Genomic DNA, 24,980 nt, shown 5'->3' on the forward strand with positions numbered 1-24,980 from the left:
TTGATGAAAAAGTTAATTGCTCAAATTGAAAAGGGTAAACCATTTTTTGAAAAGTTATCGAGAAATATTTATTTAAGAGCCATTCGTGATGGCTTTATATCAGCAATGCCTGTTATTTTATTTTCAAGTTTATTCCTATTGATTGCATTTGTACCGAATGTATTTGGCTTTAAGTGGGATAAAGAGATGGAAGGCATTTTAATGAAGCCTTATAACTACACAATGGGTCTTGTAGCATTATTAGTTGCTGGAACAACTGCCAAATCTTTAACAGATTCATATAACCGCAAGTTAGAAAGTACGAATCAAATTAACTTTATTTCTACTATGCTTGCGTCAATTTGTGGATTTTTATTCTTAGCAGCAGATCCTGCTAAAGAAGGTGGATTCTTAAACGCATTTTTAGGAACAAAAGGTTTATTAACAGCGTTTATTTCTGCATTTGTAACTGTTATTGTTTATAACTTCTTTATTAAACGTAATATTACTATCAAAATGCCTAAAGAAGTACCTCCAAACATATCTCAAGTATTTAAAGATATTTTTCCATTTTCAGCAGTCATTTTAATTCTTTATGGATTTGATTTAACTGTTAGAGCAACAATCGAAACTAATGTTGCAGCAGCGGTTCTTAAAGTATTCGAACCATTATTTACTGCAGCAAACGGATGGATTGGAATCACAATTATCTTTGGTGCATTTGCTTTGTTCTGGTTTGTTGGTATACATGGTCCATCTATTGTAGAACCAGCTATTGCAGCTATTACATATGCAAACATTGAAGCAAACTTTAAGTTAATTCAAGCGGGTGAACACGCAGACAATGTTATTACCTCTGGTACTCAAATGTTTATCGTAACTATGGGTGGTACAGGTGCAACATTAGTAGTTCCATTTATGTTTATGTGGATAGCAAAATCTAAACGAAACAGAGCTATTGGTCGTGCGTCAGTGGTACCTACATTCTTTGGTGTTAACGAACCAATTTTATTTGGTGCACCTTTAGTATTAAACCCTGTATTCTTTATTCCTTTTGTTTTAACACCAATTGTTAACGTATGGATCTTTAAATTTTTCGTAGATGTATTAGGGATGAATAGTTTTTCTGTTAATTTACCGTGGACTACACCGGCACCTTTAGGTATCGTCATGGGTACACAATTTGCATTATTATCATTTGTCTTAGCATTAGTATTAATTATTGTGGATATTATTATTTATTATCCATTCTTAAAAGTTTATGATAATGAAATTTTAGAAGAAGAAGCTGGTAATAAAGAAAGTAATAGCGAATTACAAGATAAAGTAGCAGCTAACTTTGATACTAAAAAAGCAGATGCAATATTAGCTTCACATTCTAATAGAGAAGCAGAGTCAACACCTGACTTAACTAATAATATTACAGAACAAACGAATGTATTAGTCCTTTGTGCTGGGGGAGGAACAAGTGGATTACTAGCTAATGCACTTAATAAAGCAGCAGAAGAATATCATGTTCCAGTTAAAGCAGCTGCTGGAGGATATGGTGCACATAACGATATTATGAAAGATTATCAATTAATCATTTTAGCACCTCAAGTAGCATCCAATTTTGAAGATATTAAACAAGACACTGATAAATTAGGTATTAAATTAGTTAAAACTCAAGGTGTCGAATACATTAATTTAACACGTGATGGACAAGCAGCATTAGCATTTGTATAAAAACAATTTGAAAATTAGATAGGAGCGTTTTTCATAATGACTAAACAATTACCTGAAGATTTTATTTTTGGTGGAGCGACTGCCGCATATCAAGCAGAAGGAGCAACTCAAACTGATGGTAAAGGACGTGTTGCATGGGATACTTATCTAGAAGAAAATTACTGGTATACTGCTGAACCAGCAAGTGATTTTTATCATCGATACCCAATTGATTTAGAATTAAGTGAAAAGTTTGGTGTTAATGGTATCCGTATATCAATTGCATGGTCAAGAATTTTTCCTAAAGGATTTGGCGAAGTTAATCCAAAAGGAGTAGAATACTATCATAATTTATTCAAAGAATGCCATAAACGTCATGTAGAGCCATTTGTTACGTTACATCATTTTGATACGCCAGAAGTATTGCATAAAGATGGTGATTTTTTAAACCGTAAAACCATTGAATATTTTGTAGATTATGCTGAATATTGTTTCAAAGAGTTTCCAGAAGTAAAATACTGGACTACTTTTAATGAAATTGGACCTATTGGTGATGGACAATACTTAGTTGGAAAATTCCCACCAGGAATTACATACGATTTCGGAAAAGTATTTCAATCACATCATAATATGATGGTTGCACATGCTAAAGCAGTAAAGTTATTTAAAGATGGTGGTTATAAAGGAGAAATTGGTGTTGTACATGCATTGCCGACTAAATATCCATTAAATCCTAACAACCCAGAAGACGTTAGAGCAGCAGAATTAGAAGACATCATTCACAATAAATTTATTTTAGATGCAACATATTTAGGTAAATATTCAAGAGAAACTATGGAAGGTGTTCAACATATTTTAGCTGTTAATGGTGGTAAATTAGATATTAAAGAAGATTATCAAATCTTAGACGCTGCTAAAGATTTAAATGACTTTTTAGGTATCAATTACTACATGAGTGACTGGATGAAAGCTTATGATGGTGAATGTCTCATCACACATAATTCAACTGGAGATAAAGGTGGATCAAAATACCAATTAAAAGGTGTTGGTCAAAGAGAATTTGATGTCGATGTACCTAGAACGGACTGGGATTGGATGATTTATCCTCAAGGTTTATATGATCAAATTATGAGAGTTGTAAAAGATTATCCGAATTATCATAAAATCTATATCACTGAAAATGGATTAGGCTATAAAGATGAATTTATTGAATCTGAAAAAACAGTTTATGATGATGCTAGAATTGACTACATTAAGCAACATCTAAATGTTATTGCTGATGCAATTAAAGATGGCGCTAATGTAAAAGGTTATTTCTTATGGTCATTAATGGATGTATTCTCATGGTCAAATGGTTATGAAAAACGATATGGATTATTCTATGTAGATTTTGACACACAAGAACGTTATCCGAAGAAAAGCGCATATTGGTATAAACAAGTAGCTGAAACAAGAGAAATAAAATAACCTATAAGAACAAGGTGTATTTAAAATAATACGCCTTGTTTTTATGTGCGGTGGTTGTAAAAATACTATATACTAATAGAATATATAAAATAGAAGAGGTAATCTAATGAAAGCAAAATGGCTATTAATTATAAGTATTTTAATCATCGCATTCATTGCAATTGCTACAGTGATGATTACACGTCAACATCATTCTACTAAAGTAAACGATCAACGTTTTATAAAAAGTCATACGGCTACTATCTTTTTACATGGATATGGTGGAAGCGAAAAGTCTGAAACGTTTATGGTAAAACAAGCAACTCAACAGGGTGTAACCCAAAATGTAATTACAGCTAAGGTAGATAGCAATGGTGAAGTTAACTTCAAAGGACATATGAAGTCAAAAGCTATAAACCCTATTATTAAAATAGAATTGGAAGATAATAAAAATGGGGACACATCACAAAACGCAAAAAATATTAAAAATGTTTTATCCCAATTAAAGTCAAAATATGAAATAAAGAAATACAATTTCGTAGGTCATTCAATGGGCAACTTATCCTTTGCATATTTCATGAAAATGTATGGTACAGATAAAAAGTTACCACAATTAAATAAAGAGGTTAATATAGCAGGTACTTTTAACGGCGTATTAAATCTAAATGAAAAAGTAAATGAAATTAGCGTTGATAAAAATGGTAAGCCAAACAAAATGACTGATAATTTTAAAGAATTATTACCGCTGAAAAATATTTATAAAAATAAAGATATCAAGGTATTGAATATATATGGAGATTTAAAAGACGGCACACATTCGGATGGACGTGTCTCTAATAGTTCATCAAAGTCACTTCAATACTTAATTGGTAATAGTGTTAAAAGTTATAAAGAATCTAAATATACAGGTAAATCTGCTCAACATAGTCAATTACACGAAAATAAAAAAGTTGCCGATGAAATCGTAGAATTTTTATGGGCTAAATAAAAAAAGGTACAGTTTCTAACTGATATGAATTCGTACTTAATTGTTAGAATTAAACGGTTAAGTCGAAAACAGCTAGAGATTGTACTTTTTTATATTTTTTAAGAAATCAGTAACACGATTCATTCTTAATTTAAAATTTTATTTTCTTATACAATTAAGTTGGCATGATTTAGACATCTTGAATTGAGGTATTTAAATATTATCAATAATTAAAAAGGATGATTTCATGGATAATAAACAAATTATTTTTAATAAATACCCTGAAGGTATGCCACAAGATGATACATTCAAATATGAAGACATAGATATTACTGAGCCTAAAAATGGTGAAGTACAACTAAAAACATTATATATTTCAGTGGATCCATATATGCGTGGAAGAATGTCTAAAGGAGATTCTTATGTTCAACCATTTGAAATAGGACAAACTATAGAAAGTCATGTTGTAGCACAAGTAACTGCATCACAAGTAGATGGATTTAAACAAGGTGATATTGTTACCGGCGTATTACCATGGAAAAAATATAATACTGTAACTAGTGATAAAGTACGAGTTGTACCATCTACAGAGGTACCGCTAGAATTATATTTAAGTGTATTAGGTATGCCAGGACAAACTGGTTATCATGGGTTATTAGATATCGGTCGTCCACAAGAAGGTGAAACCGTTGTTGTATCAGCGGCATCTGGAGCGGTCGGTTCTGTTGTAGGTCAAATTGCTAAAATTAAAGGATGCCGCGTTGTTGGTATTGCTGGTGGATCAGAAAAAGTATCTTACCTAACAGACACATTAGGATTTGATGCAGGTATTGATTATAAAGACAATCAATTTTCAAGTAATCTAGAACAAATATTACCTGATGGCGTTGATGTATATTATGAAAACGTTGGCGGCCAAATTAGTGATGAAGTATTCAAACATTTAAATCGTCATGCGCGTATACCTGTATGTGGTTCTATATCTGCATATAATCATCCTGAGGAAGACATTGGTCCAAGAATTCAAGGAACATTAGTGAAAAAACAAGCTATGATGAGAGGATTCTTAGTAGCCGAATTTGCCGATGATTTCAAAAATGCAAGTGAACAATTAGCAGAGTTGGTACAACAAGGTAAAATTAAAACACAAACATCAGTTGAAGAAGGTTTTGATAAAGTTCCTAATGCTTTCAGAAACTTATTTACTGGAGATAACTTCGGTAAGCAAGTAATTAAAGTAGCAGATGTTGAATAAATTCTTTAAAATTAAAAGAAAACAAAACTCATATTTATTTATAAATATTGATAGAGGTGGCTTAATATGAAAGCAATAGGATTTGAAAAACCATTTACTTTAGATCAAGGTAATCAGTTTAAAACTTTTCAGTTGAATACACCCTCACCTTCAGGACATGATATTTTAGTGAAAGTACAAAGTATAAGTGTCAACCCAGTTGATACGAAACAAAGACTGTTGCCTGTCGAACAATCACCTAGAATACTAGGCTTTGATGCAGTTGGCACCGTTGAAGCTGTTGGAAATGAGGTCACAATGTTCAAAGTAGGAGACACTTTAATGTATTCTGGTTCACCGAATCAACATGGTTCTAATGCTGAATATCAATTGATACAAGAAAACTTAGTTGCACACGCACCTAATAATATTTCAGCTGAACAATCAACGAGTTTGCCTTTAACAGGGCTCACTGCATCAGAAACATTATTTGACTGCTTTAATATCTCATATAATCCAGACGATAATAAAGATAAGTCTTTATTGATTATTAATGGTGCAGGTGGAGTTGGAAGTATCACTATACAAATAGCTAAATATTACGGATTACATGTGATAACAACTGCATCTAGAGAAGAAACCCAAAAATGGTGTTATGATTTGGGCGCTGATATTGTTTTAAATCATAAAGAAGATTTAAAACAACAACTGATAGAACATGATATTAATGAAGTAGATTATATCTTCTGTACATTTAATACTGATATGTATTATGAAAAAATGATTGATATGATTAAACCACGAGGTCATATTGCAACTATAGTAGCCTTTAATGATAAACAAGATTTAAACTTACTTAAGCCTAAAAGCATTACGTTCTCACATGAATTTATGTTTGCTAGACCTATTCATCAAACAAACGACATGATTAAACATCATGAATATTTAAAAGATATAGCTATTAAAGTAGAACAGGGACATTATCAACCAACTACGACACAAGTATTAAATGGTCTAACTGAAGATAATTTATATAAAGCGCATCAAATATTAGAGAGTCAATCAATGATAGGTAAGTTAGTCATTAATATTTAAATTGAATAAAAATAAGTTGACTAAAGGAAAGTCGATTGAATATCACGAGTATTCAATCGACTTCTTTAGTTAATATATGGTTTAAAGATTATATTATGAAATAATAGTAAAACGTATTTGTTCTATTAGTAATTAATAATACTAAAGATAAAAAATATTTTAAGATTTTTTGAAATAAACGTTTTCAATAACAATTAATTGGGAATAAAGCATATAAGTAGTACTTAATTAAATATTAAAACTGATAAATTAGTTTTAAATTATTGGTTTTACTTTATTTATGATAGGGTACTCATTTTGTGTGATACTAAAAAGTAAAATATTAATTGAGGAGGTGTCATACGAGGTGAAAAGACTTAAAAACTTTATCCTTGGCTTACTTATCGTAGTCATTGTTGGTTTCTTATTGTTTATGTATGTTAAAGACAGTCGTATTTCTCAATACCAAGACTACTTCTTACAATTCAATTGGTTCCAACCACTATTGATTGGGCTAGCAGGATTATTAATATTAATCGGTTTAATATTAGTATTAAGCATATTCAAACCTACGTATCGAAAACCTGGATTGTATAAAGAATTTGATGATGGACATGTATATGTATCAAGAAAAGCTGTTGAAAAAACTGTTTACGATACTATTGCAAAATACGATCAAGTTAGACAACCTAATGTTGTCTCAAAAATGTACAATAAGAAAAAGAAATCATTTATTGATATAAAAGCAGATTTCTTTGTTCCAAACAATGTACAAGCTACATCTTTAACAGAAAGTATTCGTTCAGATATTAAACAGAATGTTGAACACTTTACTGAAATGCCTGTAAGAAAATTAGAAGTAAACGTCAAAGATCAGAAAACTTCTGGTCCAAGAGTGTTGTAAGGGAGGGATATCATGGCTAACAATAATAACCAAAATGGACAAGACTCTACGCAACAACTTATTAACATATTGAAAACTTTTAAATGGAGAATCATTGGATTTTTAGCATTTTTACTTATAGCTATATTATTCCTAACTTTAGGTTTTTGGAAAACAATCTTAATAATTGTTTTATGTTTAATAGGAATTGGTATTGGGTATATTAAAGACCGTACACAAGACTTTTTGAATTTTCTAAATAGATGGAGTTAACGTAACTCTAGACATTTAAGATATTCATATTAACTTTTTATAAAACTAACAATTAAACATTTTATTGATAAAGGAGAATGCAAAATGGCAGTAGATAACAATAAAGCAAAACAAGCATACGATAACCAAACAGGTGTTAACGAAAAAGAAAAACAAGAACAACAAAAACAACAACAAGAAAATCAACAACCACAATTTGAAAATAAATTAACTTTCTCTGATGAAGTTGTTGAAAAAATCGCTGGTATCGCAGCTCGTGAAGTTAAAGGTATCTTAGACATGAAAGGCGGATTCACTGATAGCTTTACTAACGCTTTCTCAAGTGGTAATAACGTTACAACAGGTGTTTCTGTTGAAGTTGGCGAAAAACAAGCTGCAATCGACTTAAAAGTAATCTTAGAATATGGTGAATCAGCACCTAAAATCTTCCGTAAAGTAACAGACTTAGTTAAAGAACAAGTTAAATATATTACTGGTTTAGAAGTTGTAGAAGTTAACATGCAAGTTGACGATGTAATGACTAAAAAAGAATGGCAACAAAAACATGAAAAAGATAACAACCAAAACAACAACAATAACGACAGACAAGGTTTACAATAATCTGTCATTCAAGTTAGTTGGTTGAACAATCATTAAATAAAAGAATCCGAGAGACCTTCATATGAGTGTCTCTCGGATTTTTTTATTTGTTATATGGTTTATTAATAACAATCTGATAACCGTTATACATTCTATATATTAAACATGTAATGGATTGTTCACTTTGATATAAGTATATTCATGTGCTTCATCTTCTAAGCGCATTGTTGTAACACATTTATAATCAATCGTTTTGGCAAACATAACGTCTTTAATTTCTGAAATTCTTTCTTCTGAAATATGAGTAATATCGTTTAAAATTTGCTCTATGATAGTTGCAATATCTTTCCAAATATTTGCTTCTAAATCATTAGAATTTGATGATTGTGCAACAGTTAATACTAACTCACCTAAATGATTTTGTACTGTTGAATAGAATGCTTTATTAAATACAGTTGTTTTAGAGTTAGTTAAAATGCGAGATTTTTCATGAAAATCATCTGTTGAATATCCCATATCATTTAAATATGCTTTATCAATGCGTAATCCTTCAAAATCTCTTACATATAAGTGATTTAAAGAACCATCTTCATTAAAATGAACAATTGAATTTTGTAAATGTGCTTCAAGCGCAATTCCATATTTGGTTAATAGCGGCATTACAATACCTAAAAGCGCTTTACTATATTCTTTCATCCATGCTCGAGCAGCACTTTCATATGACGTATGTTGATAATGAGTTTGATATAACTTTATCAGAGATACGATTGGTGCTTCTGTATTGTATGGATAATAAGATACTAAACTAGATGGAATCATAGATATTATTCCATTTTTAAGTTGACTATTAATATTTGTTCTGAATAATGTACCTAGTTGTTCGCTACGTTCTGTTTGTAACGGATCTTGATCATGAGAATTATAAAAGTGAATGCCAGCAATTTCATCAACAATTGATGAATCATACGGTTTGAATGTTGCATCAGTATTTAAAATTTGATTTAAAATTTTTGTCATAAGAGGACCGTTATGTGTTGTTTGTTCAGACAATGTACGAATCTCGCCTGTGATATGAACATTGGTTGATAGTTTGATATGTGGATCACTATTAGGCGCTTTAGGCATTAAAGTTCTAAATGATAAACCGGCATAATAAGGTAAAGTATATTGTGATTTGATAATCATTTGTTGAGCAATTTCATCGTGATAATCTCGGTCTAGAACTTCATCATATTGCCAAGGGTGGACAATCATAACTTGATAATCATCTATATTAAGCTGATGATGTTGTTGCATTTCCTCTTGAAGTTTTTGATACATACTTGGGAACAATTGCTTAATAGTGTCGTTATATGACATTGATAATGATTGAACATTACAAAAACGATGATGTATCAGTATTACTTTAAGCGAAATAGGTTGTGAGAATTCTGATGAATACATAAATGTTTCATTTGAATTCATACCTTTTCTCAATTTAGCACCGGGATGTAGTGGGTGACCTTCTATAACAGCTTGTTCAGATCGTAAATAGCTGTCCTCATCACTTTTTATAATGTCGAATAAAGTTCTTGACTCGTCTTGCATTGAATACGACTGGTAGCTCATTGCGAATATCATATTAGCCGCACTATTATTTAAATCATCTTTAAATTGATTACTTGCCTCATTATTTAATTCTGGTGCTTCAATTAATATCCAATCTAGAATATCATTTGGATGTTCTACGCGATGAAATGTCTGATTTGATTCTGTATTAGATTTATAAAAAAATGGACCTTTCACATCTACACGATTGAAAGCATGCTGACCACTAATAGGGGCATATAGTAATTTTTGTGCAGACTTAAATTCTATTTCTAAAACATTAGTAGTTTCGCAAGGTAAGGATTCAATTTTATCAGAATTAAGTATTCTACTATGATCATTACCATGAACAAGATTTTCTCTATGTATAGATGTAACTAATCGCTGTGTAACCTTATCGCGACCATTAGCAATTTGATTAATAAAATGGTTTGCCCATTCTGGATGTGATTGACTTAAGAAATCATATGCATCTTGCTCATCCTTAGTCATATATAAATTATTTTTATTTGTGTTTTTAATTGAATTCATATTTCACCTCTAAAAAAATATTTTACAAAAATTAATAAGATTTGTATAATCCATATTAATGATAATGATTATTATTATCAATTAAAAAGACAGGTGAAATTTATGGCAAAATTTTTCTTTTCCAGTTCATTTCTTCTGTTTTTGGGGAATTGGATTGGGCAAATCGGTCTCAACTGGTTTGTGCTTACTACATATCATAACGCAGTTTATTTAGGTTTAGTTAATTTTTGCCGACTCGTACCGATTTTGATATTAAGTGTATGGGCTGGTTCTATTGCTGATAAATATGATAAAGGAAATTTATTACGTATTACAATATCTTCATCATTTTTAGTTACAGCAATATTATGTGTATTAACTTATACCATCGATAATATTCCTGTGTATTTTATCTTAATATATGCTACGTTACGTGGAATGTTAAGTGCTGTTGAAACACCGGTTAGACAAGCCGTTTTACCAGAGTTATCTAATAAAATTACAACAACACAAGCTGTCTCATTCCACTCATTTATTATCAATATTTGCCGTTCAATTGGTCCTGCAATTGCTGGTGTTATATTAGCAGCTTATCATGCACCAACAACGTTTTTAGCCCAAGCACTTTGCTATCTCTTAGCAGTTGGTCTATGTATACCGATTCATATTAAAGCAACAGAATTAGGTAAAAATAATAAAGAGATGTCACTTAAAGTAGTGATGAATTATTTCAAACACAATTTAGAAGCAAGTAAAATCTTTATCACATCTCTATTAATTATGGCAACTGGTTTTTGTTATACGACAATTTTACCTGTTCTTACTAATCATGTATTTCCAGGTCAATCTGAAATATTTGGTATAGCTATGACTTGTTGTGCGGTAGGCGGTATTGTTGCCACTATTATTTTACCTAAAATACTTGATCATATTAATGCAGTCAAAATGTATTATTTGAGTTCTTTTCTATTTGGCTTAGCATTATTAGGAATTATTATTCACAATTTAGTTGTGATGTTTATTTGTATTTCGTTAATTGGATTGTTTAGTCAATGGGCAAGAACAACCAATAGAGTTTACTTCCAAAATAGTGTTAAGGATAACGAAAGGGGTAAGGTATTAAGTATTGTGATGATGGATCGCGGCATGATACCTTTAGGAAGTTTAATTATGAGCTTCTTTGCGGATCAATTCGGTGTATTAAATACATTTTTAATTATGAGCATTAGTACTGTAGCTATTTCAGTCATCTTTTACTTAATGCAACGAATTACTAAAATTGGAGGAATTTCATAATGGAGCGCAATGAATGGTTACTTGCGGATGAAAATATTCAGCATCGGATATTGAATGCAATCATCAAAGAACAGATATGTCCAGAAGATGCCAAAATAAATAAATCATTTGAAAACATTGAGTTACAATATCATGGCCGTGTATTAACTGGCCGTATTTTAAGAAAAAGTATGTTGGAAAGATATGTATTTGATGGACAGTTTACATATCAATGTGCTGAACAAAAAATCCAAATTAGTAACCTAGAACAGCTACTAAAAATATTAAATGACCAATTTGATATCAAAATATCTGATCGTTTATACCGAGAATTAATTCATAGTAGAGACAGTTTTGTCGAAACATATAAACAATTCAATAATAGAAAATCACTTATACATCAGAGTATGAAATTTTCTATGTTACCAGATACTATAAACTTTTTTACTTGGTTACAACATTTAAATGCTAATGATACTACTGATGATTTAAGTTATTCAGAAAGTTTAGTTATTGAAGGACATCCAACTCACCCTCTAACTAAAACGAAATTACCGCTGACTAAGGATGAGGTTCGTAGATATTCACCGGAATTCGAAAAAATTATACCATTACATATTATGCTAGTTTCTTCTTCGAAAATGGTTACGACATCCATGGAAGGGGATGACCAATTTATAATAAATAATGTCATCCCAGAATTAAAAGATAAAATACAACATTTTTTAAATCCTTTTGATTTGAATGTGGATGACTATAGAGCAATATTTGTCCACCCTTGGCAGTATGACCATGTGATTGGAGATAAATTTAAAACGTGGATAAGTGAAAAAATATTAATCCCAACTCCATTTACAGTAGATTCAAAAGCAACATTATCATTTAGAACTATGGAATTATTAAAACGACCTTTCCATGTTAAGCTTCCAGTAAATGTTCAAGCTACTAGTGCTGTACGAACTGTATCTACTGTAACAACTGTAGATGGTCCGAAATTAAGTTATGCATTACAAGATATGCTGAATATTTATCCTGAGTTAAAAGTAGCTGCAGAACCATTTGGAGAATATATTAATACAGATCCTGATTTAGCTCGACAACTCGCTTGTATTATTCGAGAAAAACCAGAATTAAATCAAGTAGGTTCAACGATTGTCAGTGCGAGTTTAGTTAATCGTAATCCAGTTGATCTTGAAGTGGTTGTAGATAGTTATATTAAATGGCTGGACAATGAACTTACTAAAGATAATATTAAACGTTTTATGCGTGAATATACACGTACTTTAGTGAAACCACTCATTGCGTATATTCAAGATTACGGTATTGCATTAGAAGCTCATATGCAAAATACAATAGTTAATCTTGGGCCTGACTATCAAATTACATTTTTAGTAAGAGATCTAGGTGGATCACGTATAGATATCAAAACGCTTCAGCAAAAATTACCGCACATTGAAATAACAAATGAAAGTTTAATAGCTGAAAATATTGAAGCGGTTATAGCTAAATTCCAACATGCAGTGATTCAAAATCAATTGGCTGAATTAATCCATCATTTTAATCAATATGATTTTGTTAATGAGAATATCTTATTTAAGATTGTGCAACAAGAAGTAGAATCAGCTATTGATAGTAATAAAAATCATGCGCATGCATTATATCAAGTACTATTTGGTTCAACGATTTCAGTTAAAGCATTATTAAGTATGAGAATGGAAAATAAAGTTAAAAAGTATTTAAATACAGAATTAGACAATCCAATAAAAAAAGAGGTGTAGTACATGGCAAATTTAAAAATAAATTTATCAAAAATACAATATAATGCCAAAGTACTTCAAACAATTTTAGATTCTAAGCAAATACATTTTACACCAGTGATTAAATCTATAGCTGGAGATAGACAAATTGTACAAAAATTAATTGATTTAGGAATCACACATTTCGCAGATTCCAGATTAGAAAATATCAGTCAATTAAATGATTTTAATTGTTCTTATACTATATTGCGATCCACAAAACAATCTAAGTTAGCTGACATGATTCAATGTACAAAAATAAGTATACAAACTGAATTAAACACTATTTTTGAAATCAATCGTATTGCTAAAAAACTAAATATAAAACATCAAGTGATTTTAATGGTTGATTGGAAAGATGGTAGAGAAGGCATATTAACTTATGATGTCGTAAAATATATTGAACAAATTTTACAACTATCTCATATTCAATTGGTAGGAGTATCATTTAACTTCATGTGTTTCAAATCAAAATTACCAATTGAAGATGATGTGTTTATGATTAATAAATTTGTTAGTGCTATAGAACGAGAATTAGGTTACCGTATGACCATAGTTTCAGGTGGCAACTCAAGTATGTTACCGTTAACAATGTATAATGATTTAGGTAAAATAAATGAATTACGAATAGGAGAAACACTATTTAGAGGTGTCGATACTACTACAGATAGAGCAGTAGCACATTTATATCAAAATACCATTGTACTCGAAGCGGAAGTTATAGAAATTAAACCACGTTTAAATCACATAACAAATCAATCATATTTACAAGCTATTGTTGATATTGGATATATAGATACAGATACTACTCACATTACTCCGATAGCAAATGATATTCATATATTAGGTGCGTCTAGTGACCATTTAATGATTGATTTAAATAATCAGGATCATTATCAAGTAGGTGATATGATTCAATTCGAATTAAGTTATGAAGCATTATCACGCTCAATGTATAATAAAAATCTTGAAAAAGTTTATATACTAGATTCAAAAGTAGAAACCCTCATAGAAAGTTTTAATCAGTCTTTATGTTCAATGCATAAATCATAATTAAATATAAATTTTAATAATTAAGAGTACCGACACATGCAAACTTAGTTAAATTTGCACACAGTGTTGATTACTCTTTTTTTATTCTCCTAAAAAATCCAATTCCATCAAATTATTAATACGAAAAGTAATATATATTTTAAATGTATTCAGAGGACTCAAATTAATTTCAAAAATTATAAAAAGTATGTTGACAATGATAATCGTTATCAATAAACTGTTATATGAAAGCATATACATACAATAAGGAGTGGAATCATGAAGGGAATAAAGATTTTTAGCATAATTGGCATATTATTTGCTTTAATTTTAGTTACTGCCTGTGGAAATAACGACAGTTCAAATAGCTCTAGTAGTAAAGAACCTAAAGATGGTGTGAAAATTAAACACGCTGAGGGCACTACTAAAGTACCTAAGCATCCTAAACGAGTAGTTGTACTTGAATACTCATTTGTTGATGCATTAGCAGCATTGAATGTAAAACCAGTGGGTATTGCTGATGATAATAAAAAAGAACGTATTATCAAACCACTTAGAGATAAAATTGGAAATTATACTTCAGTAGGTACACGTAAACAACCTAACTTAGAAAAAATTAGTAAATTAAAACCAGATTTAATCATTGCAGATAGCAACAGACATAAAGGTATCTACAAAGATTTAAGTAAAATTGCGCCGACAATAGAATTGAAAAGCTTTGATGGTGACTACGATGATAATATAGATGCTTTCAAAACAATCGCTAAAGCACTAGGTAAAGAAAAACAAGGTGACAAACGTTTAGAAGAACATGACAAGAAAATTGCTAAGTACAAAAAAGAAATTAAATTCAACAAAGATGAAAAAGTATTACCAGCTGTAGCAGCAAAATCAAGTTTCTTAGGACATCCAAGTGAATCATATGTAGGTCAGTTCTTAAAAGAATTAGGATTCAAAGAAGCCTTAACTCCTAAAGTAACTAAAGGTTTAAGTAAATACTTAAAAGGACCTTATCTTGAAATGAGTTCTGAAACATTATTAGATGTTAATCCTGGACGTATGTTTGTTATGACTGATAAAGCAAGTCCAGATGAACCAACATTCAAAAAAATGCAAAAAGATCCAGTTTGGAAAAAATTAGATGCAGTTAAACATGATCGAGTAAGTGTTGTAGACAGAGACCTATGGGCAAGAGCGCGTGGTTTAATTTCTTCTGAAGAAATGGCTAAAGAATTAGTAGAAATTTCTAAAAAGGATCAAAATAAAGAAGATAAGTAAGGTGGAAAATTATGACTATGAAGCATCAAAGTAGTCAATCCGCTATATTACAAAATAAAAGAAAACGCACTACACTCACATATATTGTGAGTGTGTGCTTTCTTTTTATTTGTATTTATTTAAATTTAGCGATTGGTTCTTCTCATATATTATTTAAAGATATTGTTCATTATATTACAGGACATACGGATACGGAACAGACATTTTTAATACATAATTCAAGAATGCCTCGTATGTTAGCAGGATTATTAATAGGTGGCGCTTTAGGTCTAGCAGGACTATTAATGCAATCTATAACTCGAAATCCCTTAGCATCACCACAAATATTTGGTGTTAATGGTGGGGCATCTTTTGTCATTGTACTAATCACTGTTCTTATGCCAGCTCTTGAAAATTATTCAATGATATTAGCAATGATTGGTGCATTTCTAGGTGGTTTAACCGTGTATACTTTGTCAGGTTCAACTAGATCTATGACACCAGTCAAACTTGCACTAGCTGGTATGGCAGTCCATCTATTTTTTAGTAGTATGACACAAGGTATTATCTTATTAAATGAAGATTCAAACTCATCTGTTATGTTTTGGTTAGTAGGTTCATTGTCTGGCGTGAAATGGCCAGAAATTATTGTCATTTCACCATGGTTAATTGTAGCAATGATTATCACTATGCTTATGGGACGTCAATTAACAATCATGGAATTAGGTGATGATATTGCTAAAGGACTAGGTCAGAAAATTCAAATCGTTAGATTAATATTAGGTTTATTAGTTGTTATATTAGCAGGTTTATCAGTATCAATTGCTGGTCCAATAGGTTTTGTAGGGTTAATTGTGCCACACATAGTAAAACGTTATATCAATAATAACTATATTTTAATGATTCCGCTCACTATAATCATTGGTGCAGATTTATTATTATTCTCAGATGTGTTATCAAGACTAGTCACTTATCCATTTGAGTCACCTGTAGGTATAGTAACTTCTTTCGTTGGTGCATTTTACTTCTTATTAATTACTGTTAGAGGGGTGAAACGCATATGACAAAAAAGAAGCATATGATTAGATATAGCATTGTATTTATACTATTAATACTAAGTACTTTATTTAGTTTGTGTGTGGGTTCAGTAATCGTTAATCCTATTGAAGCAATACAAGGTATATTTACACAAGATAATTTTATTTTGAATGAGTATAGAATTCCAAGAACTTTATTGGGATTGATTATCGGATGTAGTTTAGCGATATCAGGTGCAGTAATTCAAGGCGTTGTTAGAAACCCTCTTGCTTCTCCTGATGTAATAGGTATATCTAAAGGTGCAAGTTTAGCAGCAGTCATTATCATTATGCTATTTCCATCAGCACCCTTAGCAGTATTGCCAATCGGATCGTTCTTTGGCGCATTAATCATTAGTTTGATTTTATCATTCTTGATTTCTAAATTTGATGTCAAAGGTTCTAACTTAACTTTAATTGGTTTAGCTATTGGTGCCATTTGTACAGCTATCGTACAATTTTTTTTAATTAGAAATCCTATGGATGCAAATAATGCATTAGTATGGTTAACAGGAAGTTTATATGGACATAATATTTCGAACTTTTTATCTATTGTTCCTTGGTTTGTAATTACACTTCCAATTATTCTAATTCTTAGTTATCAATTAGATATTTTAGGTTTAGGAGATAACGTTGCTTTAGCTTTAGGTGCAAGAGTCAAACTGCTAAAAATGGTGTTACTTATTTTATCTGTAATGTTAGCAGGAGCTTCTATTGCAGTTGTGGGTGGTATTAGCTTCTTAGGTTTAATTTCACCACATATTGCTAGACAACTAGTCGGACATAAAAATATGCATGTTGTTATTATGTCAGGTTTTATTGGAGCAATATTATTAACATTTGGCGATGGTTTAGCACGAGGTATACATCCACCGTTAGATATTCCTGTGGGTGTCATTATCGCAATCATCGGTGCGCCATATTTCTTATTCCTATTAAGAAATATGTAATAATGAACGAACAGTACAGCATAAATTAATAAGATGCACCAAGCAGCATCGTATGATGTTGCTTGGTGCATTTTCAATTTAAAGTTAATCATACGTTGATTGTTAATGGATAAATAATAATAATAATTAGCGGAATGTCATTGCACTTTGAACATAAATCGAGTATAGTTATAAATACTTAATTATTCATAAAAGTGTATATATATTAATAAAACATTCAATGATTTTATTGAAATGGATGAATACATAAAATTGCAATTATAAATAGAGAGAAATGGATGACATAAAATGAATGGACACACTAAGCAAGAGATTATTAAAGGTAGAATAAAATTTATTACAATGTCGCTTATCGGAATTATACTATTTTTAATTCCTATACCAGTTGAACAAGATGGCAAAAAGCAAACAACATTACCTGTCGCATTTTTAGCCAATTGGTTAAAAGATGTTGTCGGTGATGCTATGCCTATTATTATCGTCACAATTATTACATTATCAGCAATATTAACACTACTTTGTTCTACAGTTTTAAAAAGTAAATTGAATCCAACAGGTTTAATGTATAATGCATTCAATGTTAATATCAGCTGGATGATTTTAAGATTGTTAGCAGTGATATTTGCCTGGGTTACTTTCTTGAAAATAGGTCCTAAGATGATATATTCAGAAGACACTGGAGGTCTTGTATTTTCAAGTCTATTACCTACATTAGTTGCTGTGTTTTTATTTGCAGCATTATTTTTACCATTGTTAATGGAGTATGGATTACTAGAACTATTGGGACCATTATTTAGACCCATTATGCGTCCATTGTTCACATTACCGGGAAGATCAACAGTAGATAATTTAGCTTCATTTATAGGTGATGGTACAGTAGGAGTATTAATTACAAGCCGTCAATATGAAGAAGGGTTTTACTCTAGAAGAGAAGCAACTGTGATATCCACGACATTTAGTGTTGTTTCAATTACATTTGCGATAATTATAGCTGACACAGTTAAAATGCAAGATAAATTTTTCTTATTCTATTTAAGCGTGATTATATCATGTTTAATTGCGGCAATGATTATGCCTAGAATTTGGCCATTAAATAAAATTCCTGATGAATATGCAAAAGAAGTTTCAAGTGATGCTAGAACTGAACAGTTGCCAGAAGGTAAAACAGCAATTGGTCATGGCTTCGATATGGCAACTGAAGTTGGAATCAAAGCACCAGGTTTAAAAGACTTTTTTAAATCAGGATTTAAAACGGTTATAGATATGTGGTTTGTTATTTTACCTGTAGTTATGAGTATAGGAACAATAGCAACAATAATAGCTAATTACACACCTCTATTTGAATATATTGGAAAACCTTTTGTTCCATTTTTACAATTACTTCAAATTCCAGAGGCGACACATGCATCTCAAACCATATTAATTGGTTTTGCTGACATGTTTTTACCATCAATTTTAATTGAAAGTGCACACAGCGAAATAACTCGTTTTGTTATCGGGGCGTTGAGTATTACACAATTGATTTATTTATCTGAAGTAGGTGGCGTTATTCTAGGTTCTAAAATACCGGTCAATATAGGGAAATTATTTATTATCTTCTTAATCAGAACGGTTATCACTTTACCTATCATAGCTTTAATTGCACATCTATTTCTATAATTAAAAAAGCCAAGTAGTCATTTAATATAAGTGTATAAGTGTTAGTAACAAAACTTAACATATACATTTTAAAATGCAGCTACTTGGTTTTTATTATAAATTAAAGTTTAAGGATTAAGAACAGAAAGAACATTCGCTTTTACAATTTCACTTTTTATAACTGGGGAAGCTTCTTTATTATCTGATTGTTTAGGACGTTGATGTGCTTCTTTAAATGCATCGCTATTTAACCAATTTTTGAAATCTTCTTCAGTATCCCACCATGTGTTAACATACATATCTTCAGTGTCATCATCTTTCTCTACTTGCCAAACTTCAATCTTGTTAAATCCTTTTAACGATTCGATTTTCCCACCTTTTGTAAATCTTGGTGCCATTTTTTCAGCAAATCCCTGTTTGACAGTAATACGATTAGTTACTACGAACATTTATATCACTCCTCTATTAATATTAAATACTATTATTATTACTTAAGTTTATATAAATTATAATACTTGTTACAGCATTAATAAAAACAAAAGGGGACAATAACTTAAAACATTATGAAATGCTAAGTTATTGCCCCGATATATACAGAAGTAAACCTATTTTTAGAGTTTACTTAGTTAGCTCATTATAAACTTTTTGATCATTTTGAGTATAAATAATGTATTCATGGTCAGCTGTATCAATTACAACTCGATTTGTTTTGCCAAAAGTAGAACCGATTCTAGAGATTTCTCTACCTTCAGCGTTTGGAACAGCATGGATGTCTTGGTCTTGATAAATATTTTTAATTTCGTTTGTAGGTATTTTAATATCTGCAACTCTCCATTGAATTCTTACTTCGTTATTATCTTTTTTTACTGTCATTGCCATGATTCAATACACATCCTTTAATTATTTTTGTACATATATCATATATTATTTTGGAAACGTTTTCAACACATAATGTGATACTTTTTATAAATTAAGTCATACTAATTGGAATGATGTTGTTTTGGTGAATAGTAACCGAAAATACGTTCGTATAAAATGGTTAAATATGATAAAATATTGCTATTAAAGGAGAGGTAATTATGACTGGAAAGACACATGCATCGTGTGGTTTATTAGTAGGCGCATTAACAACTCAGTATTTTCATACAGACTTATTTTCATCAGTAACAGTGGTTGTCTTATCAGTGATTTCTAGTTTGTTACCAGATATTTGTCATACACAAAGTAAAATTGGACAGAAATTTAAATTACTTAGTTTTTTCATTCGACTTATTTTTGGACATCGAACATTCACCCATTCCTTATTATTTATTGGTATTATAGGTTTTTTATTATATCTCATCGATACGCCTAAGTATTATGGGGTAGCTATTATCATTGGACTGGTTTCACATGTTATACTAGATATGATTACGCCTAAAGGAGTAAAGTTTTTATATCCTTTACCAATCACAATTAAAATGCCGATTAACTTTAAAACAGGTGGGCTTGTAGATTTATCTCTTGCTACTGCATTAACAGTTGGTGCTGTTTATGTGTTTTTTCAAATTGGAGTAAATGATATCATACATTATTGGAGATACTTTTTTGCGAATGATTAAAAATTGTATAGTGTATTTATGATAAGGTTATCGAGCGAAAATTTATATTTTACATAAGGAGACTAATTGATGTTAGACAAAAACAAATTAGAGAAATTTAATCAACAGCATATATATGAATATGAAAAATTAATGAGCACTAATGAAAAACAAGCACTTGAAGAGAAAATTGAAACACTAGATTTAGAAGACATTCAAAAAATGTATAACAACTTATATGTTAATAGACAAACAATTGATGATACTTCGGATGTTTCAGAAGTTAAGTATTCAGTAAAGTCTAATATGGATAATGAAACGATAAATACATATAAAGAACAAGGCATTGAAGCAATTAGAAATGGGCAGTTTGCTGTTGTGTTGATGGCTGGAGGTCAAGGAACTCGATTAGGTTATTCTGGACCAAAAGGTTCATTTGAAATAGAAGGTGTTAGTTTATTTGAACTACAGGCACGTCAATTAATTGATTTAAAAGAACAAAGTGGTCATACGATAGATTGGTACATCATGACAAGTGATATTAATCATGAAGCAACTAAAGATTACTTTGCTCAACATAACTATTTTAAATATGACCCTGAAAAGATTCATTTCTTTAAACAAGATAATATTGTAGCTTTAAGTGAAGCGGGTCAACTTGTATTAAATGAAACTGGACATATCATGGAAACGCCAAATGGTAATGGTGGTATATTTAAATCGCTTAAAAAAGCGGGTTATCTTGACAAGATGAAACAAGATAATGTGAAATATGTATTCTTAAATAATATTGATAATGTGTTAGTAAAAGTATTAGATCCTATGTTTGCAGGATTCACTGTTGCTAACAATAAAGATATTACATCTAAAACGATTCAACCTAAACATGGCGAAAGTGTAGGAAGACTTGTAAACAAAGATAGTAAAGATACTATACTTGAATACTCTGAACTAGACCCAAATATAGCTAATCAATTTGAAAATGCTAATATCGGAATACATGCTTTTAAATTAGGATTTATTATGAGTGCAGTAGATAGAGAATTACCGTATCATATAGCTATAAAAAATCTGAAACAACTAGATGAAGATTTTGGTGTAATAGAACAACCAACTTTAAAATTTGAACTATTTTATTTTGATATATTCCGTTATGGTACAAGTTTTATCACACTACAAGTTCCTAGAGAAGAAGAATTTTCACCTTTAAAAAACAAAGAAGGTAAAGATAGCGTAGAAACAGCTACTGCTGATTTAAAAAGAATGAACATGATCTAAATTAAGGTGGATAAGCAAATGGCAAATTCAGAAACACATCAAAATAACACTAATAAAAGTTCATTTAGAGACATCATGCCACTGTCATTCGGTGAAGAAATAGGTAATTCTATATCTCACGGTGTTGCCTCACTGATTACAATGATAATATTACCTTATGCTGCTGTTCATAGTTATAATAAGGGTGGCGCGCTTTTATCAACAAGTATATCTATATTTGTAATTAGTATATTTTTAATGTTTATATCTTCAACTATATATCATGCTATGGCTAATCACACATTGCAAAAATATGTGTTGAGAATTATTGATCATAGTATGATTTATATAGCAATTTCAGGAACTTATACACCTATATTATTAAATGTGATTGGTGGTTGGCTCGGTTGGTTAGTGTTTTTACTATTATGGGGTACTACAGTATGGGGGATTTTATATAAATCACTGGCTACTCATGTTAATCACAAACTGAGTTTAATTGTATATTTAGTAATGGGGTGGGTAGGTGTAATCTTTGCACCTATCATCATATTAAGAACATCATGGTTATTTATTTTATTTATTGTTTTAGGTGGCCTTTCATATACTATTGGAGCTTGGTTTTATGCCCAGAAAAACCGTCCATACTTCCATATGATTTGGCACATATTTATAGTGGTAGCTTCTTTTTTCCATTTGATTGGCATTCTATTTTTTATGAAATAAAAGTATGACAAAAATGACGGGGATTGGCCTCGTCATTTTTATTTTCAAAAATTCATACTAATATATGATTGTTTTATCAGCATAAAGTCTATATTATTGTTTGAGTTGAAAGAAAACGAAAGGGAGTAAAATAATGAAATTAAGATCTATTGTTACAGTCATTGCATTAATTATGATTATGTTCATGGCTGCAATTGAAACATCTATTATATCTCTAGGACTTCCTAGTATTAATCGTGATTTAAATGCAGGTAAACATATTTCGTTGGTAGTTACTGTTTACTTTATTGCGTTAGTTATTGCTAACCCAATAGTTGGTGAATTTATATCACGTTTTAAAATCATGTTTGTTGCGATATGCGGTGTGATTTTATTTGGTATTGGGAGTTTGATGTCTGGTTTAAGCGATAAGTTTACATTATTAATTATTTCAAGAATTATACAAGGCTTTGGCGCTGGAGTGATTATGTCTCTATCACAAATTGTACCTAAATTAGCTTTTGAAATTCCTTTAAGATATAAAGTAATGGGTATTGTTGGTAGTGTTTGGGGAATTTCTAGTATAGTAGGGCCACTCGTTGGTGGAGGTATATTAGAAGTTGCCACATGGCACTGGTTATTTTTTATTAACTTACCTATAGCTATTATTGCTATTGTTTTAATTATTTTTACCTTTAACTTTAAAGAGGAAGAGGTTAATAAAAATATTAATTTTGATGCTAAAGGTTTAACATTATTTTATATTTTTATTGGTTTATTAATGTACGGTTTATTAAATCAAACGATGTTCATTTTAAATATAGTCAGTTTGATTTTAGCAGTGTGTGTAGCTGTTTTATTATATAAAGTTGAAAAGAAAAGTGATAACCCATTTTTACCAGTAATCGAGTTTAATAAATCAATATCTTTAGTCTTTATTACGGATTTATTAACTGCGTTATGTCTTATGGGATTCAATATTTATATACCGGTTTATCTACAAGAAAAAGTAGGTATAAGCCCATTACAAAGTGGCCTAGTTATATTCCCACTTTCAGTAGCTTGGACAATATTTAATTTTTATTTGGGTAAAGTCGAAGAAAGCTTAACAAGAAAGACTTTATATTTATCGGCTTTTACTTTAATTATTGTATCAAGTATTATCATATTATTCGGTTTAAAATTACCATTACTCATTGCACTTAGTGTTATTTTAGCTGGTGTAGGTTTTGGTTATATTTACACAAAAGACAGTGTTATAGTTCAGGAAGAAACGACTCCAAATCAAATGAAGAAAATGATGTCATTTTACTCTCTAACTAAAAATTTAGGTTCATCAATAGGTTCAACTTTAATGGGCTATTTATATGCAATCAAAGCAGGTTGGTTTGGGTCAGATCTACAAAATATATTAAGTTTTGTAATTGCTGTAGAAATAATTTTAATTATTAGCTGGGCATTAATATATAAAAAACAAAGCAATTAAACTATAAAAGAGCCTAGGGCATATTTAAGTGCCTTAGGCTCTAAACATATATTTGTATTCAACGACGGTAAGACTAATTCATGATTTTGTGATACTTTATATTTACTTCATGTTAGCTTCTCATTTTTTATAATTTTATAAGGTCATTAATTAGTGGTAAAATACATTTGTATTGAATAAATTAGGGGGATAAGTGTAATGAAGTTTTTTAAAGATAAATTTTATAATTTAATATCTACACTTATTGTTCTAACTATTTTTATAATTTCTGGAACGATATTTTTAATGTTTTTAGGATTTGAGTTATATGGGTTAAGTAGGTTACTCATATATTTCAAGTTAGGCTACTTTGGATATAATAAAAGCTTTTATGACAATATTTTTTATTATGGTAGTTATATCGTATTAGGATATTTCACGCTATTTGCAGTCGAACATCTAATGGACTATTTTAGAAAACGTCTCCCACAAAATCCGTATTTTCAAGGAATAACATATCATTTAATTGCTTATTCAGTTACTACAGTATTGTTTTATTTCATTATTCACGTGCATTACACTTATATTGATATTAAATTTTGGGTAATTATGATTATAATAGGCTTCTTATATATATGTAAGGAAATATTTTATCCTGATAGTACTAATCTAAATAATAAAAAATAGTAAGCAGTATATTTGAATAATTATTT

At 30.2% G+C, this 24,980-nt stretch carries 23 protein-coding genes; 20 read left to right on the forward strand and 3 right to left on the reverse strand.

The genetic code is table 11. The features are described 5' to 3' along the window. The 8 genes from NSQ15_RS03360 to NSQ15_RS03395 all read left to right on the forward strand — a co-directional run bounded on the left by NSQ15_RS03360 (position 1) and on the right by NSQ15_RS03395 (position 8,160). Positions 1 to 1,704: a lactose-specific PTS transporter subunit EIIC gene (locus NSQ15_RS03360; RefSeq protein WP_340746937.1), complete on the forward strand. Its 1,704-nt coding sequence runs from the start codon at positions 1 to 3 to the stop codon at positions 1,702 to 1,704. A 36-nt stretch (positions 1,705 to 1,740) separates the two neighbouring features. Then, positions 1,741 to 3,150 (forward strand): 6-phospho-beta-galactosidase, encoded by a 1,410-nt coding sequence (gene lacG, locus NSQ15_RS03365; protein ID WP_340746938.1) that lies wholly within the window; start codon positions 1,741 to 1,743, stop codon positions 3,148 to 3,150. 106 nt (positions 3,151 to 3,256) lie between these two features. Continuing rightward, positions 3,257 to 4,117: an alpha/beta hydrolase gene (locus NSQ15_RS03370; protein WP_070453712.1), complete on the forward strand. Its 861-nt coding sequence runs from the start codon at positions 3,257 to 3,259 to the stop codon at positions 4,115 to 4,117. Between the two features lie 226 nt (positions 4,118 to 4,343). Then, positions 4,344 to 5,351, forward strand: a complete 1,008-nt coding sequence (locus tag NSQ15_RS03375; RefSeq protein ID WP_340746939.1) for an NADP-dependent oxidoreductase — start codon at positions 4,344 to 4,346, stop codon at positions 5,349 to 5,351. Positions 5,352 to 5,417: 66 nt separating this feature from the next. Next, positions 5,418 to 6,425, forward strand: coding sequence for a zinc-binding alcohol dehydrogenase family protein (locus NSQ15_RS03380; RefSeq protein ID WP_070453718.1), 1,008 nt, complete (start codon positions 5,418 to 5,420; stop codon positions 6,423 to 6,425). 346 nt (positions 6,426 to 6,771) lie between these two features. Beyond that, positions 6,772 to 7,308, forward strand: coding sequence for an alkaline shock response membrane anchor protein AmaP (gene amaP, locus NSQ15_RS03385; protein ID WP_017638481.1), 537 nt, complete (start codon positions 6,772 to 6,774; stop codon positions 7,306 to 7,308). A 12-nt stretch (positions 7,309 to 7,320) separates the two neighbouring features. Beyond that, complete coding sequence (locus NSQ15_RS03390; protein ID WP_002450482.1) at positions 7,321 to 7,560, forward strand: DUF2273 domain-containing protein; 240 nt, start codon at positions 7,321 to 7,323, stop codon at positions 7,558 to 7,560. 84 nt (positions 7,561 to 7,644) lie between these two features. Beyond that, entirely contained in the window at positions 7,645 to 8,160 is a 516-nt protein-coding gene (locus NSQ15_RS03395; RefSeq protein ID WP_017638482.1) for an Asp23/Gls24 family envelope stress response protein, read from the forward strand. Between the two features lie 138 nt (positions 8,161 to 8,298). Here NSQ15_RS03395 and NSQ15_RS03400 read toward each other — a convergent pair whose 3' ends face one another. Next, positions 8,299 to 10,257 carry an IucA/IucC family protein gene (locus tag NSQ15_RS03400; RefSeq protein WP_124760854.1) on the reverse strand — a complete coding sequence of 653 codons (1,959 nt, stop codon included), beginning with the start codon at positions 10,255 to 10,257 and terminating at the stop codon, positions 8,299 to 8,301. A gap of 102 nt (positions 10,258 to 10,359) precedes the next feature. Here NSQ15_RS03400 and NSQ15_RS03405 point away from each other — a divergent pair, with 102 nt between their 5' ends. The 7 genes from NSQ15_RS03405 to NSQ15_RS03435 all read left to right on the forward strand — a co-directional run bounded on the left by NSQ15_RS03405 (position 10,360) and on the right by NSQ15_RS03435 (position 19,281). After that, positions 10,360 to 11,532: an MFS transporter gene (locus tag NSQ15_RS03405; protein ID WP_070453725.1), complete on the forward strand. Its 1,173-nt coding sequence runs from the start codon at positions 10,360 to 10,362 to the stop codon at positions 11,530 to 11,532. Further along, complete coding sequence (locus tag NSQ15_RS03410; protein WP_340746940.1) at positions 11,532 to 13,289, forward strand: IucA/IucC family protein; 1,758 nt, start codon at positions 11,532 to 11,534, stop codon at positions 13,287 to 13,289. The genes NSQ15_RS03405 and NSQ15_RS03410 overlap by 1 nt, the downstream gene beginning before the upstream one ends. A 3-nt stretch (positions 13,290 to 13,292) precedes the next feature. Further along, positions 13,293 to 14,360 (forward strand): alanine/ornithine racemase family PLP-dependent enzyme, encoded by a 1,068-nt coding sequence (locus tag NSQ15_RS03415; RefSeq protein WP_046467174.1) that lies wholly within the window; start codon positions 13,293 to 13,295, stop codon positions 14,358 to 14,360. Positions 14,361 to 14,618: 258 nt separating this feature from the next. Then, positions 14,619 to 15,617: an ABC transporter substrate-binding protein gene (locus NSQ15_RS03420; protein WP_070453731.1), complete on the forward strand. Its 999-nt coding sequence runs from the start codon at positions 14,619 to 14,621 to the stop codon at positions 15,615 to 15,617. A gap of 11 nt (positions 15,618 to 15,628) precedes the next feature. Next, positions 15,629 to 16,660, forward strand: a complete 1,032-nt coding sequence (locus NSQ15_RS03425) for a FecCD family ABC transporter permease (protein ID WP_340746941.1) — start codon at positions 15,629 to 15,631, stop codon at positions 16,658 to 16,660. Beyond that, positions 16,657 to 17,622 (forward strand): FecCD family ABC transporter permease, encoded by a 966-nt coding sequence (locus tag NSQ15_RS03430; protein ID WP_340746942.1) that lies wholly within the window; start codon positions 16,657 to 16,659, stop codon positions 17,620 to 17,622. Before NSQ15_RS03425 ends, NSQ15_RS03430 begins: the two co-directional genes overlap by 4 nt. A 288-nt stretch (positions 17,623 to 17,910) precedes the next feature. Then, a complete protein-coding gene (locus NSQ15_RS03435) occupies positions 17,911 to 19,281 on the forward strand; it encodes a YjiH family protein (RefSeq protein ID WP_017638490.1) in 1,371 nt (456 codons plus the stop codon). A gap of 107 nt (positions 19,282 to 19,388) precedes the next feature. Here the strand turns inward: NSQ15_RS03435 and NSQ15_RS03440 are convergent, their stop codons facing one another. Both NSQ15_RS03440 and NSQ15_RS03445 read right to left on the reverse strand, forming a co-directional pair. Continuing rightward, complete coding sequence (locus tag NSQ15_RS03440; RefSeq protein WP_017638491.1) at positions 19,389 to 19,709, reverse strand: heme oxygenase; 321 nt, start codon at positions 19,707 to 19,709, stop codon at positions 19,389 to 19,391. Positions 19,710 to 19,878: 169 nt separating this feature from the next. After that, the gene (locus NSQ15_RS03445; protein WP_017638492.1) at positions 19,879 to 20,139 is read right to left on the reverse strand and encodes a SunI/YnzG family protein; all 261 of its coding nucleotides are present in this window, start codon (positions 20,137 to 20,139) and stop codon (positions 19,879 to 19,881) included. A gap of 200 nt (positions 20,140 to 20,339) precedes the next feature. Between NSQ15_RS03445 and NSQ15_RS03450 the strand changes: the two genes are divergently transcribed. The 5 genes from NSQ15_RS03450 to NSQ15_RS03470 all read left to right on the forward strand — a co-directional run bounded on the left by NSQ15_RS03450 (position 20,340) and on the right by NSQ15_RS03470 (position 24,954). Next, the gene (locus NSQ15_RS03450; protein ID WP_046467176.1) at positions 20,340 to 20,861 is read left to right on the forward strand and encodes a metal-dependent hydrolase; all 522 of its coding nucleotides are present in this window, start codon (positions 20,340 to 20,342) and stop codon (positions 20,859 to 20,861) included. Between the two features lie 69 nt (positions 20,862 to 20,930). Further along, positions 20,931 to 22,118, forward strand: coding sequence for a UTP--glucose-1-phosphate uridylyltransferase (locus tag NSQ15_RS03455; protein ID WP_070453741.1), 1,188 nt, complete (start codon positions 20,931 to 20,933; stop codon positions 22,116 to 22,118). A gap of 18 nt (positions 22,119 to 22,136) precedes the next feature. Beyond that, on the forward strand, positions 22,137 to 22,823 hold the full coding sequence (trhA, locus tag NSQ15_RS03460) for a PAQR family membrane homeostasis protein TrhA (protein ID WP_070453743.1): 687 nt from the start codon (positions 22,137 to 22,139) through the stop codon (positions 22,821 to 22,823). A gap of 133 nt (positions 22,824 to 22,956) precedes the next feature. Beyond that, positions 22,957 to 24,288 (forward strand): multidrug efflux MFS transporter SdrM, encoded by a 1,332-nt coding sequence (sdrM, locus tag NSQ15_RS03465; protein WP_340746943.1) that lies wholly within the window; start codon positions 22,957 to 22,959, stop codon positions 24,286 to 24,288. A 198-nt stretch (positions 24,289 to 24,486) separates the two neighbouring features. Beyond that, positions 24,487 to 24,954, forward strand: coding sequence for a SepA family multidrug efflux transporter (locus NSQ15_RS03470; protein WP_340746944.1), 468 nt, complete (start codon positions 24,487 to 24,489; stop codon positions 24,952 to 24,954). The last annotated feature ends 26 nt before the right edge of the window (positions 24,955 to 24,980 follow it).

The sequence above is a fragment of the Staphylococcus sp. FSL W8-0774 genome, from assembly GCF_038006785.1.
Taxonomy (GTDB): domain Bacteria; phylum Bacillota; class Bacilli; order Staphylococcales; family Staphylococcaceae; genus Staphylococcus; species Staphylococcus pasteuri.

Coding starts and splice junctions, on each gene's coding strand:
- lacG (WP_340746938.1), top strand. CDS start 1,741: ATGACTAAACAATTACCTGAAGATTTTATTTTTGGTGGAGCGACTGCC.
- NSQ15_RS03370 (WP_070453712.1), top strand. CDS start 3,257: ATGAAAGCAAAATGGCTATTAATTATAAGTATTTTAATCATCGCATTC.
- NSQ15_RS03375 (WP_340746939.1), top strand. CDS start 4,344: ATGGATAATAAACAAATTATTTTTAATAAATACCCTGAAGGTATGCCA.
- NSQ15_RS03380 (WP_070453718.1), top strand. CDS start 5,418: ATGAAAGCAATAGGATTTGAAAAACCATTTACTTTAGATCAAGGTAAT.
- NSQ15_RS03390 (WP_002450482.1), top strand. CDS start 7,321: ATGGCTAACAATAATAACCAAAATGGACAAGACTCTACGCAACAACTT.
- NSQ15_RS03395 (WP_017638482.1), top strand. CDS start 7,645: ATGGCAGTAGATAACAATAAAGCAAAACAAGCATACGATAACCAAACA.
- NSQ15_RS03400 (WP_124760854.1), bottom strand. CDS start 10,257: ATGAATTCAATTAAAAACACAAATAAAAATAATTTATATATGACTAAG.
- NSQ15_RS03405 (WP_070453725.1), top strand. CDS start 10,360: ATGGCAAAATTTTTCTTTTCCAGTTCATTTCTTCTGTTTTTGGGGAAT.
- NSQ15_RS03410 (WP_340746940.1), top strand. CDS start 11,532: ATGGAGCGCAATGAATGGTTACTTGCGGATGAAAATATTCAGCATCGG.
- NSQ15_RS03415 (WP_046467174.1), top strand. CDS start 13,293: ATGGCAAATTTAAAAATAAATTTATCAAAAATACAATATAATGCCAAA.
- NSQ15_RS03420 (WP_070453731.1), top strand. CDS start 14,619: ATGAAGGGAATAAAGATTTTTAGCATAATTGGCATATTATTTGCTTTA.
- NSQ15_RS03425 (WP_340746941.1), top strand. CDS start 15,629: ATGACTATGAAGCATCAAAGTAGTCAATCCGCTATATTACAAAATAAA.
- NSQ15_RS03430 (WP_340746942.1), top strand. CDS start 16,657: ATGACAAAAAAGAAGCATATGATTAGATATAGCATTGTATTTATACTA.
- NSQ15_RS03435 (WP_017638490.1), top strand. CDS start 17,911: ATGAATGGACACACTAAGCAAGAGATTATTAAAGGTAGAATAAAATTT.
- NSQ15_RS03440 (WP_017638491.1), bottom strand. CDS start 19,709: ATGTTCGTAGTAACTAATCGTATTACTGTCAAACAGGGATTTGCTGAA.
- NSQ15_RS03445 (WP_017638492.1), bottom strand. CDS start 20,139: ATGGCAATGACAGTAAAAAAAGATAATAACGAAGTAAGAATTCAATGG.
- NSQ15_RS03450 (WP_046467176.1), top strand. CDS start 20,340: ATGACTGGAAAGACACATGCATCGTGTGGTTTATTAGTAGGCGCATTA.
- NSQ15_RS03455 (WP_070453741.1), top strand. CDS start 20,931: ATGTTAGACAAAAACAAATTAGAGAAATTTAATCAACAGCATATATAT.
- trhA (WP_070453743.1), top strand. CDS start 22,137: ATGGCAAATTCAGAAACACATCAAAATAACACTAATAAAAGTTCATTT.
- sdrM (WP_340746943.1), top strand. CDS start 22,957: ATGAAATTAAGATCTATTGTTACAGTCATTGCATTAATTATGATTATG.
- NSQ15_RS03470 (WP_340746944.1), top strand. CDS start 24,487: ATGAAGTTTTTTAAAGATAAATTTTATAATTTAATATCTACACTTATT.